Annotated in this window: 9 protein-coding genes; 6 read left to right on the forward strand and 3 right to left on the reverse strand. The window is 60.8% G+C overall.

The annotated features are described in order from the left end of the window. On the forward strand, positions 1–2,117 hold a 2,117-nt coding region (locus AACY13_RS22110; protein ID WP_339463748.1), incomplete at its 5' end, for a DUF5801 repeats-in-toxin domain-containing protein. 93 nt (positions 2,118–2,210) lie between these two features. On the opposite strand, the gene AACY13_RS22115 is transcribed toward AACY13_RS22110, so the two are convergent. Then, positions 2,211–3,095 carry a DUF6685 family protein gene (locus AACY13_RS22115; protein WP_339463750.1) on the reverse strand — a complete coding sequence of 295 codons (885 nt, stop codon included), beginning with the start codon at positions 3,093–3,095 and terminating at the stop codon, positions 2,211–2,213. 224 nt (positions 3,096–3,319) lie between these two features. On the opposite strand from AACY13_RS22115, the gene AACY13_RS22120 reads away from it, so the two are divergent. Further along, positions 3,320–3,541, forward strand: a complete 222-nt coding sequence (locus tag AACY13_RS22120; RefSeq protein WP_339463751.1) for a DUF2835 domain-containing protein — start codon at positions 3,320–3,322, stop codon at positions 3,539–3,541. Positions 3,542–3,621: 80 nt separating this feature from the next. Beyond that, positions 3,622–4,650 (forward strand): quinone-dependent dihydroorotate dehydrogenase, encoded by a 1,029-nt coding sequence (locus AACY13_RS22125; RefSeq protein WP_339463752.1) that lies wholly within the window; start codon positions 3,622–3,624, stop codon positions 4,648–4,650. Positions 4,651–4,963: 313 nt separating this feature from the next. Here the strand turns inward: AACY13_RS22125 and rmf are convergent, their stop codons facing one another. Beyond that, the gene (gene rmf, locus AACY13_RS22130; RefSeq protein ID WP_233685155.1) at positions 4,964–5,179 is read right to left on the reverse strand and encodes a ribosome modulation factor; all 216 of its coding nucleotides are present in this window, start codon (positions 5,177–5,179) and stop codon (positions 4,964–4,966) included. A gap of 427 nt (positions 5,180–5,606) precedes the next feature. On the opposite strand from rmf, the gene rlmKL reads away from it, so the two are divergent. Beyond that, the gene (rlmKL, locus tag AACY13_RS22135; RefSeq protein ID WP_339463753.1) at positions 5,607–7,880 is read left to right on the forward strand and encodes a bifunctional 23S rRNA (guanine(2069)-N(7))-methyltransferase RlmK/23S rRNA (guanine(2445)-N(2))-methyltransferase RlmL; all 2,274 of its coding nucleotides are present in this window, start codon (positions 5,607–5,609) and stop codon (positions 7,878–7,880) included. Between the two features lie 33 nt (positions 7,881–7,913). Here the strand turns inward: rlmKL and mnmC are convergent, their stop codons facing one another. Then, a complete protein-coding gene (gene mnmC, locus AACY13_RS22140; RefSeq protein WP_339463754.1) occupies positions 7,914–9,893 on the reverse strand; it encodes a bifunctional tRNA (5-methylaminomethyl-2-thiouridine)(34)-methyltransferase MnmD/FAD-dependent 5-carboxymethylaminomethyl-2-thiouridine(34) oxidoreductase MnmC in 1,980 nt (659 codons plus the stop codon). 109 nt (positions 9,894–10,002) lie between these two features. On the opposite strand from mnmC, the gene pap reads away from it, so the two are divergent. Further along, a complete protein-coding gene (gene pap, locus AACY13_RS22145; protein WP_339463755.1) occupies positions 10,003–11,490 on the forward strand; it encodes a polyphosphate:AMP phosphotransferase in 1,488 nt (495 codons plus the stop codon). A 139-nt stretch (positions 11,491–11,629) separates the two neighbouring features. Then, positions 11,630–12,814: a thiolase family protein gene (locus AACY13_RS22150; protein WP_339463756.1), complete on the forward strand. Its 1,185-nt coding sequence runs from the start codon at positions 11,630–11,632 to the stop codon at positions 12,812–12,814. Positions 12,815–12,858: the final 44 nt, after the last annotated feature.

Here is a 12,858-nt window from a genome sequence, read left to right on the forward strand (position 1 = left end):
GCGCGGTGGCATTTAGCGTGACCGTGGTCGGCAGCCTGGTGACCCTGGATCAGGTGCTGGCAATCAAGCACCCGACCAACGACCCGAACGAACCGATCAGCCCGGCTGCGAACAGCCTGACCCTGACAGCGACCATCACCGACAAGGACGGCGACAGCGATGACGCCAGCCTGGACCTGAGCGGTTCGCTGGTGTTCCGCGACGACGGCCCGAGCATCAACGTGGCCTCGCAGTTCGACGTGGGCCTGGAAGTGGATGAAACCAACCTGGCGCTGAACGACAGCGTCGACGTGTCGGGTGCCTTCCTTGGCAATTACGGAGCCGATAACAGCGGCAGCACCACTTATGCGGTGAGTACCGTCAATGGCACCGACAGCGGCCTGGTGGATGTGGCCAGCAACCAGAGCATCCTGCTCTACAACACCGCCAACGGCGTGGAAGGCCGGGTGGGCGGTGAGCTGGGTGCGGTGTCCTTCAGCGTCACCGTGGTGGGCAGCCTGGTGACCCTGGATCAGGTGCTGGCAATCAAGCACCCGACCAACGACCCGAACGAACCGATCAGCCCGGATGCGAACAGCCTGACCCTGACGGCGACCATCACCGACAAGGACGGCGACAGCGATGACGCCAACCTGGACCTGAGCGGTTCGCTGGTGTTCCGTGACGACGGCCCGCACTTCCTGTCGGTCATGGATGCAGTGATCTCAAGCGCTTCGACCGTTGCCTTTAGTGGGCTCTATAGCGCGAGCTTCGGTGCCGATGGTCTGGACTTCCTGTCAGTGGCTTTGGCAGAAACTGGTACCTATGCCGGTGAGTCGGTCAGTTTCGTCCAGAGTAATACGGCAGAGGCTGGCGTTTTCAAGGTCGATGTAACGGATGGCGCGAATGAAGTCCTGTTCAGCTTCTATTACAGCACTGTCACCAATGCAGTCTCTGACGGTGGTAATGGCAGTGTCGAGTTCTATGCCTTCAGCAGTTTGGCTGACCCTGCCGGTAGTCCGTTCTTTGAGCTAACTATCAATCCGGATGGCACCTATACCTTCGAGATGATTTCGAATGAAGTCATTTCCTCTACGACGGTCAGTGGTAGCGACTTTGATGCGTTTGGCCCTGTCGGTGAGGTAGCTACGGATGATCAATCGTTAATCATCCGAGGCTCCGAGAATGTCAATGCATCCAATAATGGTATTGGGGTAGGGACGACCAAAATAAACACTGGGCAGTGGCTGGAGATGGATTTTGCCAAGCCCCAGGGGCTCGTAAGTTTTACAACGCAACAGTGGACAGGGGGGCCGAATGCAATCGCCTTGCTGGCGGTAATCATTGATGGCGTAGCGCTTGACTTCAATCAAGTCCAGGCCGGTACCCAGAATCTTTCTGTTGTTAGCGGGACGGAACGTATTACGGTACTTGTTGATACAGATCTGGCGGGTACATGGGCTTATAGTGCCGCCAGCAAGACCTATACAGTCTATGTGGATTCCGAATTCACTAGCCTCAGAGTTGACCATACAAGTGGTGGTGCTGGTTTCAATATCAATGAAATTACCTACGATCAGGCTGTAACTATCGAAGAGCTGGCGCTTAACTTCAATCTTGCGGTCACAGATGGCGACGGTGACATGTCGGCGCTGGATGATGAGCTGACTGTTAGCATGCTCGATCCGGATACGGTGATCTCTGCTGCCGCGGATGGCGTCGATGCTGAGAATGGTGTGGTGCTGATGGGTAATGGTGGCCACGACACTCTCATTGGCGGGGATGCTGACGATATTCTGATCGGCGAGCTGGGTAACGATACGCTGACCGGTGGTGGCGGCGCGGATACCTTTGTCTTCTCCGAAACGGGACTTGCGCATGCCGACGTGATTACCGATTACAACTTTGACGAGGGGGACAAAATCGATCTGGGTGCGCTGCTGGATGCCAACTTCGGTGTTGCCAGCAATGTGAGCGATTTTGTGCATATCACCGCTGTCGGCCCAGATGCCAAACTGGAAGTGGATGTTGATGGCCTAAATGGCGACTTTGTTGAAGTGGCGACACTGAACAACATCGGTGTTGGAGACAAGGTGATACTACTGATTGGTGGTCAGGAACAAGAATACATCGTCTGACGCGGGAGCCGTTCTGAGCCCGCCCTCTTGAATGAGGGCGGGCTTTTTATGGCAAATCTGGACGTGAAAGTCTGTAGCGGGTGTTTTTGATTATCAGCGGTGCTGCGTCAGCCGCTGTAAATACCCCACTACATCCGGTGCGCCGGCCAGGCGCAGGCCTTCGCCCAGTGCGGTGGCTTCGGCAGAGTATTTGGGCAGTAGAAGGATTTCCGGGTCGCCTGGGCTGCGTAGCAGCGACAGGCGCGCATAGGGGAGGCCGCTATCGAGCAGCAGTCCCATAAAGGCCGGGTCGCTCCAGGCGGCTGCCGGCATGGCCAGGGCATGGTACTGCTGTTGTAGCTCACTCAGTCCCTGGGCGCTCAAACGGTAGTGACTGAGGTCCGCGGGTAGGCTGATTTCCAGCTCGCGGCGGCGGGCATAGGCGATTGCACAGGCAAACGCCTGGGGGTGATGCTCGCCGGCCCAGAACACCCGTTCGCCATGCCAGCTGGCCTGCCGGAGGTTGATGCGTTCGCCGGCCAGGAAGCGCGGCAGAGCCAGACTGATGGTTTTAACGAAGTCCTTGTAGCTGATGATGCGCACTTGGCGGCATGTCTGGCTGGCGGCATAGCCCTCGAAGCTGGCAAAGGCGGCTTGGTCGGCATCACACCCTGAGAGGCCATCGACCATGCGCAGGTCGAATGCGCTCAGCTGGCGCTCCTCTAGTTCGATGATGCGAATCAAGGCCGCGTGGGCCTGGGCCTTGTCTTCTTGTACGGGGCCGGACAGCGCGCCGCGTGGTAAATCGATCAAGCGATGCAGTTGTGGCCCGTCCTGCCAGCAGATGCTGTCACGGATCTCGGGCAGGGGGGCGAATGGCAGGCGTAACTGGCCGGCGCGCTCAAGTATTTGGCGAGGCGCGCGACCGATAAGGCCCAGGCGTTGGGCCAGGGCACCAAGGCGTGAGCTGAGGGTAGGGGGCTGCTCAGACAAACTCATGGCCGGGTGGAAACTCCATAGTCAGCAATGCCAGTTTGGCAGAGGCATAAGGCCGCTGCACAGGCTTTATCGACTGATTTGACGGGTTTTTATGGCCTGCCATCCCTGGCGGCCACCCTGCGGGACGTCGCTGCGCGACGTTAAAAATGGCTCCCGACCATTTTTTCACGGGCTTGTGCTTTGCCTGTGGCAATATTGCCGCATTCATTTGCGTAGGTGCCTCCATGCCCAGTCTGGTACTGGATATTGCGCTGTCCGCCGAGCGCTTGCGTGCGGTCTATCAGGGCCATGCTAATCGCATATTGCTGCGCAGTCGTGACGGCCGCCGGGTCAGTGTGCCAGCCCATCATTTTCGGCAGTTTCTGACTCGCGAAGGCGTCTATGGTTCCTTCGAACTCGAGTTTAGTGCAGCCGGCGAATTGCTGAGCCTGCGCCGTTTGAGCTGAAGCAGCCTTGTGCCTCGCCTATGAGGCGGCCAGGCGGCTATAATTGCGGCCTTTGTCACTCTATCGAGCTAAGCCTGCCCATGTATACCCTGGCCCGCGAGCTGCTATTCAAACTGTCCCCGGAATCCTCCCATGAGCTGTCCATCGATCTGATCGGGGCCGGTGGCCGTCTGGGGCTCAATGGCTTGTTGACCAAGAGCCCGGCAGCCTTGCCCGTTCAGGTAATGGGTCTGGACTTCGTCAACCCGGTTGGCCTGGCCGCCGGCCTGGACAAGAACGGCGATGCCATCGACGGTTTTGCCCAGCTAGGCTTCGGCTTTATCGAGATTGGTACAGTTACACCGCGGCCGCAGCCGGGCAACCCCAAGCCGCGCCTGTTCCGTTTGCCTGAGGCCGAGGCCATCATCAACCGCATGGGTTTCAACAACCACGGCGTAGATCACTTGCTGGCCCGGGTGCAGGCGGCCAAGTACAAGGGTGTGCTGGGTATCAATATCGGCAAGAACTTCGACACCCCGGTCGAGCGCGCGGTGGACGATTACCTGCTGTGCCTGGATAAGGTCTATCAGCACGCCAGCTATGTGACGGTGAACGTCAGCTCGCCGAATACCCCGGGGTTGCGCAGTCTGCAGTTCGGCGACTCGCTCAAGCAGCTGCTCGAAGCCCTGCGTCAGCGTCAGGAGGATCTGGCCGCAGAGCATGGTAAGCGGGTGCCGCTGGCGATCAAGATCGCGCCAGACATGAGCGACGAGGAAACCGTGGAAGTTGCCAATGCGCTGGTGGAGGCGGGTATGGACGCGGTGATCGCCACCAACACCACTCTGAGCCGCGAAGGGGTGCATGGCCTGGAATGTGCCGACGAGGCCGGTGGCCTGTCCGGTGCCCCGGTGCGGGACAAGAGCACCCATATCGTCAAGGTGCTGGCGGGCGAGTTGAAGGGGCGTCTGCCGATCATTGCGGTGGGCGGTATTACCGAGGGCAAGCATGCGGCCGAGAAGATCGCCGCCGGTGCCAGCCTGGTACAGATTTATTCCGGGTTTATCTACAAGGGGCCGGCCTTGATTCGCGAAGCGGTCGATGCGATCGCCGCGTTACCAGCCAAAGCCTAGATATAAAAAATGGCCGGGAGCCATTTTTAACGTCGCGTAACGAAGGCCGGCAGGGTAACCGCGATGGACGGCAGGCCATAAAGAATTACCGGGAGGGATTTTAAACGTCGCATAGCGATGGCTCGAAAGGGAGCAGCATGGATTTGGCAGGCCATAAAAAATTATCGGGAGGAATTTTTAACGTCGCGTAGCGACGGCCCGAAGGGTGACCGCCATGGATGGCAGGCCATAAAAAAGGGCTCCCTAAGGGAGCCCCTGGGCTTGCGCCCGCCGCTCGGATGGAGCGTGCCTGGAAGTCGGTAGGGTTCCTTGATCAGCCGACAGCGTGAAGTTCGTTGAGTCGATGGATGCCGGCAGTGCCGGTCATGCCGTCCCAGTTATCACCGCGCCCCTCGCGCCAGCCGTTTAACCAGGCTTGGCGTACGGACGGGAGGGTGAATGGACAAAGTTCGCGGGATTTACCATTGATCCCATATTGATAGCCGCGCAAAAAGGCTCTTTCTAACGGATCACGCTTAAGTCTTCTCATAGGGTGAAGCCCTCAATGTTGACTGTTATGTCCCTTAGACCTTGTAGCAAGGTCAGGCAGAGAAAGTTCTGCCTACGGAGTTCGCTGCCGGCGTCGCGAGCCTCCTTGCCATCGCCCTTGCGGCGATGGCCTAGGTAGATTTCTAACGAATGCGCAGAGGCCTGTGAATGATCGTTTCGTCATAAGGGCGTAACATTTTTGCGGGCCAAGCCATAAGGCGTTGTGGCCGGATGCCGCTTTTTCACCCCGAGGCCTATGCTGTGGGCGTATGCGGGGACGGTACTGGTGTTTTGCTATCGCGAATTGATTGCGATTGCGGCTGTTGTTTATTCCGACGAAGGGTCGCGCTGCGACGCTTTGTCACTTATTTTGGGCGTGCTGATTTCGCTGCACGCCGTTTATTGCCTTAGGCACACTGGAAGCTCCCATGTCGGATCGTTACGAACTCTTTCTCACCTGCCCCAAGGGCCTGGAAGGCTTGCTGCTTGAAGAGGCCAGCAAGCTTGGGCTTGAAGAGGCGCGTGAGCACACCTCGGCCATTCGAGGCATGGCCGACATGGAGACCGCCTATCGTCTGTGCCTCTGGTCGCGCCTGGCCAACCGTGTGCTGTTGGTGCTCAAACGCTATAGCGTGCAGGATGCCCAGAGCCTCTACGAAGGGGTGCTGGAGGTCGACTGGTTCGAGCACCTGGAATCCACCGGTAGTCTGGCCGTGGAATTCAGCGGTAACGGCTCGGGCATCGACAACACTCATTTCGGCGCACTGAAGGTCAAGGATGCCATCGTCGACAAGCTGCGCCTGAAAGACGGGACGCGGCCTTCGGTGGACAAGCTCAACCCGGATCTGCGCGTGCACCTGCGCCTGGATCGCGGCGAGGCGATTCTGTCCCTCGACCTGTCCGGCCATAGCCTGCACCAGCGCGGTTATCGTCTGCAGCAGGGCGCGGCACCGCTCAAGGAAAACCTCGCCGCTGCCGTATTGATCCGCGCCGGCTGGCCACGTATTGCGGCTGAAGGCGGCGCACTGGCTGACCCCATGTGCGGTGTCGGCACCTTCCTGGTCGAGGCGGCGATGATTGCCGCCGATATCGCGCCGAATATGACCCGCGAGCAATGGGGCTTCAGCAAATGGCTGGGACACGTGCCGGCCCTGTGGAAAAAGTTGCAGCTTGAGGCCCAGCAGCGTGCCGAGGTCGGCATGGCCAAACCGCCGCTGTGGATTCGCGGTTACGAGGCCGACCCCCGGCTGATTCAGCCGGCGCGCAATAACATTGAACGCGCGGGCATGAGCGATTGGATCAAGGTCTATCAGGGCGAAGTGGCGACCTTCGAACCGCGCCCGGATCAGAATCAGAAAGGCCTGGTGATCTGCAACCCGCCCTACGGCGAGCGCCTGGGTGATGAAGCCAGCCTGCTGTACCTCTACCAGAACCTTGGCGAACGTCTGCGTCAGGCCTGTATGGGCTGGGAAGCGGCGGTGTTTACCGGCGCGCCGGACCTGGGCAAACGCATGGGCATTCGCAGCCACAAGCAGTACGCCTTCTGGAACGGCGCGCTGCCGTGCAAGCTGTTGCTGATCAAGGTGCAGCCCGAGCAGTTCGTCACCGGCGAGCGTCGTACTCCGGAACAGCGTGAACGCGAGCGCGAACAGGCCGAGGCCGACAAGGCACCCCTGGAGCCGCAAGAGCGGCAGTACAACAAGAACGGCAACCCGATCAAACCGGCTCCTGCACCTGCTCCGGTGGTCGAACAAGCGCGCCTGAGCGAGGGCGGGCAGATGTTTGCCAACCGTCTGCAGAAGAACCTCAAGCAGCTGGGCAAGTGGGCGCGCCGTGAAGACGTACAGTGCTACCGCCTGTACGACGCCGATATGCCGGAATATTCCATGGCGGTGGATTTGTATGGTGATTGGGTGCATGTGCAGGAATATGCCGCACCCAAGTCCATTGATCCGGAGAAAGCCAAGGCCCGTATGTTTGACGCCATCGCCGCGCTTCCGCAGGCGTTGGGCGTCGACAAGAGCAAGGTGGTGATCAAGCGCCGCGAGCGCCAGAGCGGCACCAAGCAGTACCAGCGCCAGGCCACCCAGGGCCAGTTTATGGAAGTCAGCGAGGGCGGCGTAAAGTTGCTGGTCAACCTCACCGACTACCTCGACACCGGCCTGTTCCTCGATCACCGACCGCTGCGTCTGCGTATCCAGAAAGAGGCCGCCGGCAAGCGCTTCCTCAACCTGTTCTGCTACACCGCCACCGCCACCGTGCATGCGGCCAAGGGCGGCGCGCGTACCACCACCAGCGTCGACCTGTCGAAAACCTATCTGGACTGGGCGCGGCGCAACCTGTCGCTCAATGGCTATTCGGACAAGAACCGTCTGGAGCAGGGCGACGTGATGGCCTGGCTGGCCGAAGACCGTGGCGAATACGAGCTGATCTTTATCGATCCGCCGACCTTTTCCAATTCCAAACGCATGGAAGGCATCTTCGATATCCAGCGCGATCATGTGCAGTTGCTCGACTTGGCCATGGCCCGTCTCACCAAGGACGGGGTGCTGTATTTCTCCAACAACTTCCGCAAATTTGAGCTCGATGAGAGCTTGGCGGCGCGTTATCAGGTTGAGGAAATCAGCGAGTCGACCCTCGATCCGGACTTTGCCCGCAACCCGAAAATCCACCGCGCCTGGCGTTTTAGTCTGCGCGGCTGATGCTCGTGCGCGCCTGCTAACAGGCGCGCAGCCTTAACTCTTGTTGCGGATCAGCGCGCGCAAGGCGAAGCGATTCGGATGGCAGGCCTGTGCCACATCGGCGGGCACCGGCAGCGGCTCGTCGTTGAGCCAGGCGGCGATCAGCTCGCCGGACAGTGGCGCGGTGATCAATCCGCGTGAACCATGCCCGCTGTTGATATACAGGCCGTCGAGCCAGGGGCAGGGCGTTTGCGGCACCTGGCGGGCATCCTTGCTCAGTACCGCATAGGCCTCGGTAAAGGTGGCTGCGTCGGCTAACGGGCCGACAATCGGCAGATAGTCCGGGCTGGTACAGCGAAAGGCGGCGCGTCCTTGTAGCTGCTCGGGGTCTAACTCTGCGGCGTTAAGCTGGCTCGCTAGCGTTGGCGAGATTTCTTCCAGTAGCTGTAGATTGCTCGCGTGATCGGCGCTGTTCAGCGTCAGATCGTCACTGCTGAAGTCGAAACTCGCCCCCAGGGTGTGTTCATCCTGGCGGGCCGGGGCGACATAGCCTTCGGCGCACACCACGGTGCTGAGTGCGCGGCTGGCCGCGGTGGCGGGCAGGCGACTGATCTGCCCGCGGATACGTTTCAGCGGCAAGTGCGCGGCCTGACTAAAACCCTTGATCTCCGCTGCGCTGGCCAGTACCACTACGCTGGCGCTGGCCAGCAGTTGCTCGCCATTCCAGGCCTGCCAGTGGTCGCCCTCGCGGCGCAGCTCCAGCGCCTCCCGATGCAGTTGCAGCTGGATGTTCGCCTGCTGGCCAAACAGTGCACACAGCGCCGGCGGATGTACCCAGCCGGCCTCGGGGTAGAACAGGCCGCCCGCTGGCAGGGGAATACCGGCTTTGATTTCGGCGGCGCTTCTGTCCAGGTTCGTCAGCAGGTCGGCCGGAAAGGCCGCCGCCAGCTGCGCTTGGCGCTGCGCTTCCTTGGCATCGAAGGCCAGTTGCAGCACGCCGCAGTTGTCCCAATCCTGGCCTTTTTGCAGGCGCTCAAGCAGTCGGCGAGTATGGCCATAACCGCTGACGATCAGGCGTGACAGCGTGGTGTGATGGGCCGATAGCTTGAGGTAGAGCACCCCTTGCGGGTTGCCCGAAGCTTCCTGGGCGATGGCGTCATGCCGCTCCAGCAGGCAGACCAGCCAGCCGCGCTGGGCCAGGCTGGCGGCGGTGGCGCAGCCGGCCAGACCCGCGCCAATGACAATGGCGGTGCGCGGGCCAGAAGGCTGCGGCGGGCGGGCAAACCAGGGCTTTTCGCTCGTCTCGGCGGTACCGATAAAGCCGCCCTTAAGTACTTCCCATTTTTTCCCCAGCCCGGGCACGCGCTTCATCTTGAAACCGGCATCGTTCAGCCGGCGGCGTACATAGCCGGTGCTGGTAAAGGTGCCCAGGGTGGTGTGGGCATGGGACAGTCTGGCCAATTCGGCAAACAGTTCTGGGGTCCACATATCCGGGTTCTTTGCCGGGGCGAAGCCGTCGAGAAACCAGGCGTCGACCCGGCCATCCAGTTGGCCGAACAGTTCCCGTGCATCACCGATCAGCAGGGTCAGGATGACGCTCCCGCCTGCAAATACCAGGCGCTGAAAGCCCGGGTGCAGCGCCACGTATTGCGCCAGCAACTGCTCGGCGTAGGGCGCGAGCTCGGGCCATAAGGCCAGGGCGCGCTGCAGGTCGGTACGGCTCAGCGGGTATTTTTCCACACTGACAAAGTGCAGGCGGGCACCTGGAACGGCCTGCTGCTCCAGCAACTGCCAGGCACAGAGAAAATTCAGGCCGGTGCCGAAACCGGTTTCGCCAATCGTCAGGTGCTCACCGGCCTCCAGGGTGGCGAAGCGCTCCGGCAACTGGTTATTGGCGAGAAACACATAGCGGGTTTCTTTCAGGCCGTCCTCGTTGGAGAAGTACACATCGTTGAACTGGGCGCAGAGGGGTTGGCCCTGCTCGTCCCAATCGAGGTGTGCCTGTTGACGAGTGGTGTTAGACGTATCGGACATGCGGGGGTACCCAGTGGCGCAGTCGCGCATTCTAGCCGATTGCAGGGTGAATCCGGACAAGGCAGGGGGCGATCCGCTAGGCTCAACCCATCATGTCAGGGAGTTGGCTATGTTCGAGTCTGCCGAGATTGGTCACAGCATCGATAAGGAAACCTTCGAGGCCGAGGTGCCGGCGCTACGCGAGGCCTTGCTGGAAGCGCAATACGAGTTGCAACAACAGGGCCGTTTTGCCGTGATCATCCTGATCAATGGGGTCGAAGGGGCAGGCAAGGGCGAGACGGTCAAGCTGCTCAACGAGTGGATGGATGCGCGGCTGATCCAGGTCAGCACCTTCGATCAGCAGACCGATGAGGAGCTGGCCCGGCCGCCGGCCTGGCGCTACTGGCGGCAGTTGCCACCCAAGGGGCGGATCGGCATCTTTTTCGGCAACTGGTACAGCCAGATGCTCCAGGGGCGGGTGCACGGGCGGATCAAGAATGCCGTGCTGGATCAGGCCATCGACAGCACATTGGGCCTGGAGCGCATGCTTTGCGATGAAGGCACGCTGATCTTCAAGTTCTGGTTTCACCTCTCCAAGCAGCGCATGAAGGCGCGGCTCAAATCGCTGCAGGACGACCCGCTGCACAGTTGGCGGCTCAGCCCGCTGGACTGGCAGCAATCGAAGACCTACGACAAGTACGTCAAGGTCGGCGAGCGCGTGCTGCGCCGCAGCAGCCGCGACTATGCACCCTGGTATGTGGTGGAAGGCGTGGATGAGTATTACCGCAGCCTGACGGTCGGGCGCATTCTGCTCAATGGTCTGCAGGCCGCGCTCAAGGCTGAATCCAGGCCACTGCCGCAACCCCATTCGGCACCGCTGACGTCCAGCCTGGACAACCGCGGCCTGCTCGACAGCCTGGATATGAGCCAGGAGTTGGCCAAGGATGATTACGACGAGCAACTGGTCGTCGAACAGGCGCGGCTGTCCGGGCTGATGCGCGACAAACGCATGCGCAAGCATTCGCTGGTGGCGGTATTCGAGGGCAACGATGCCGCCGGCAAGGGCGGGGCGATTCGTCGCGTGATCGGCGCGCTCGACCCGCGCCAGTACCGTATCGTGCCGGTGGCCGCGCCCACCGAGGAGGAGCGCGCGCAGCCCTATCTTTGGCGCTTCTGGCGGCATATTCCGGTACGCGGTAAGTTCACCCTGTTTGACCGTTCCTGGTATGGACGGGTGCTAGTGGAGCGGGTCGAGGGGTATTGCAGCCCGGCCGACTGGTTACGCGCCTACAGCGAGATCAATGATTTCGAGGAGCAGTTGAGCGATGCGGGTGTGGTGCTGGTGAAGTTCTGGTTGTCGATCGATCAGGATACCCAGCTTGAACGCTTCAAGGCTCGCGAGCAGATTCCCTTCAAGCGCTTCAAGATCACCGAAGACGACTGGCGCAACCGCGACAAGTGGCCGCTGTACCGCGACGCGGTAGGGGATATGGTCGACCGCACCAGCACCGAGATCGCGCCCTGGACCCTGGTTGAGGCCAACGACAAGCGTTTTGCCCGGATCAAGGTATTACGCACCATCAATCAGGCGCTGGAGACGGCGTTTGCCAAGGACTGAGTCAGGAGAGCACTGATCGAAGCGACCGACGCGGCCGATACGATGGTTGCGCATATGTTTGCTGAATGATCGTCGCGGGCGTGGATTGTTCGGTTTTATTCTCGCCCTAATTCAAACCCCAACAACAATGAGGTGCGGCATGCGTGAAGTGGTGATAGTGGACAGCGTGCGGACTGGTCTGGCCAAGTCCTTCCGTGGCAAGTTCAACCAGACCCGGCCGGACGACATGGCGGCCCATTGCGTCAATGCGCTGCTGGCTCGCACGGGTATCGACCCGGCGCTGGTGGACGACTGCATCGTCGGTGCCGGCTCCAACGAAGGGGCCCAGGGCATGAATATCGGCCGCAACGTGGCGGTGCTCTCGGGCCTGGGCACCAACGTGGCGGGCATGACCCTCAATCGCTTCTGCTCCTCGGGCCTGCAGGCCATCGCCATCGCCGCCAACCAGGTGGCCTCGGGTTGCAGCGATATCATCGTCGCCGGTGGGGTCGAGTCGATCACCATGACCCTGAAAAGCATGAACACCGACAACCTGTTCAACCCCATCCTGCAAAAGGATGTGCCGGGTATCTACTACCCCATGGGGCAGACCGCCGAGATCGTCGCGCGGCGCTATAACGTCAGCCGCGAAGCCCAGGACGCCTACGCCCTGCAGAGTCAGCAGCGCACCGCCCGGGCCCAGGCCGAGGGCCTGTTCGACGACGAAATCGTGCCGATGAACGTCAAGTACCTGGTCGAGGACAAGGCCACCGGCGAGAAGAAGATCGTCGAGGGCGTGGTCGATCGCGATGACTGCAACCGTGTCGACACCACCCTCGAAAGCCTGGCCGCGCTCAAACCGGTATTCGCCGACGACGGCTCGGTCACTGCCGGCAACGCCTCGCAGCTGTCCGATGGCGCGTCCATGACCCTGGTCATGACCCTGGAAAAAGCCATCGAGCTGGGTCTCAAGCCGAAAGCCTTCTTCCGCGGCTTTACCGTGGCCGGTTGCGAACCGGACGAGATGGGCATTGGTCCGGTGTTCTCGGTACCCAAACTGCTCAAGGCCCGGGGGCTGAGTGTGGCCGATATCGACCTGTGGGAGCTCAACGAAGCCTTCGCCTCGCAGTGCCTGTATGCCCGCGACCGTCTTGAGATCGACAACGCCAAGTACAACGTCAACGGCGGCTCCATCTCCATCGGTCACCCGTTCGGCATGACCGGCTCGCGCCAGGTCGGCCATCTGGTGCGTGAGCTGCAGCGGCGCAATCTGCGCTACGGCATCGTCACCATGTGCGTGGGCGGCGGCATGGGCGCAACCGGTCTGTTCGAAGCGGTGCGCTGAAGGCGCGGGCAGCGGCCCGATTTATACTTGAGCAAGCAAAAACC

Origin of the sequence: Pseudomonas sp. EA_105y_Pfl2_R69 (assembly GCF_963970915.1) — a bacterium.
Taxonomy (GTDB): Bacteria; Pseudomonadota; Gammaproteobacteria; order Pseudomonadales; family Pseudomonadaceae; genus Aquipseudomonas.

Excerpts from the sequence above, each read along its gene's own strand:
- AACY13_RS22115 (WP_339463750.1), bottom strand. The coding sequence starts at position 3,095 with ATGAGTTTGTCTGAGCAGCCCCCTACCCTCAGCTCACGCCTTGGTGCC.
- AACY13_RS22120 (WP_339463751.1), top strand. The coding sequence starts at position 3,320 with ATGCCCAGTCTGGTACTGGATATTGCGCTGTCCGCCGAGCGCTTGCGT.
- AACY13_RS22125 (WP_339463752.1), top strand. The coding sequence starts at position 3,622 with ATGTATACCCTGGCCCGCGAGCTGCTATTCAAACTGTCCCCGGAATCC.
- rmf (WP_233685155.1), bottom strand. The coding sequence starts at position 5,179 with ATGAGAAGACTTAAGCGTGATCCGTTAGAAAGAGCCTTTTTGCGCGGC.
- rlmKL (WP_339463753.1), top strand. The coding sequence starts at position 5,607 with ATGTCGGATCGTTACGAACTCTTTCTCACCTGCCCCAAGGGCCTGGAA.
- mnmC (WP_339463754.1), bottom strand. The coding sequence starts at position 9,893 with ATGTCCGATACGTCTAACACCACTCGTCAACAGGCACACCTCGATTGG.
- pap (WP_339463755.1), top strand. The coding sequence starts at position 10,003 with ATGTTCGAGTCTGCCGAGATTGGTCACAGCATCGATAAGGAAACCTTC.
- AACY13_RS22150 (WP_339463756.1), top strand. The coding sequence starts at position 11,630 with ATGCGTGAAGTGGTGATAGTGGACAGCGTGCGGACTGGTCTGGCCAAG.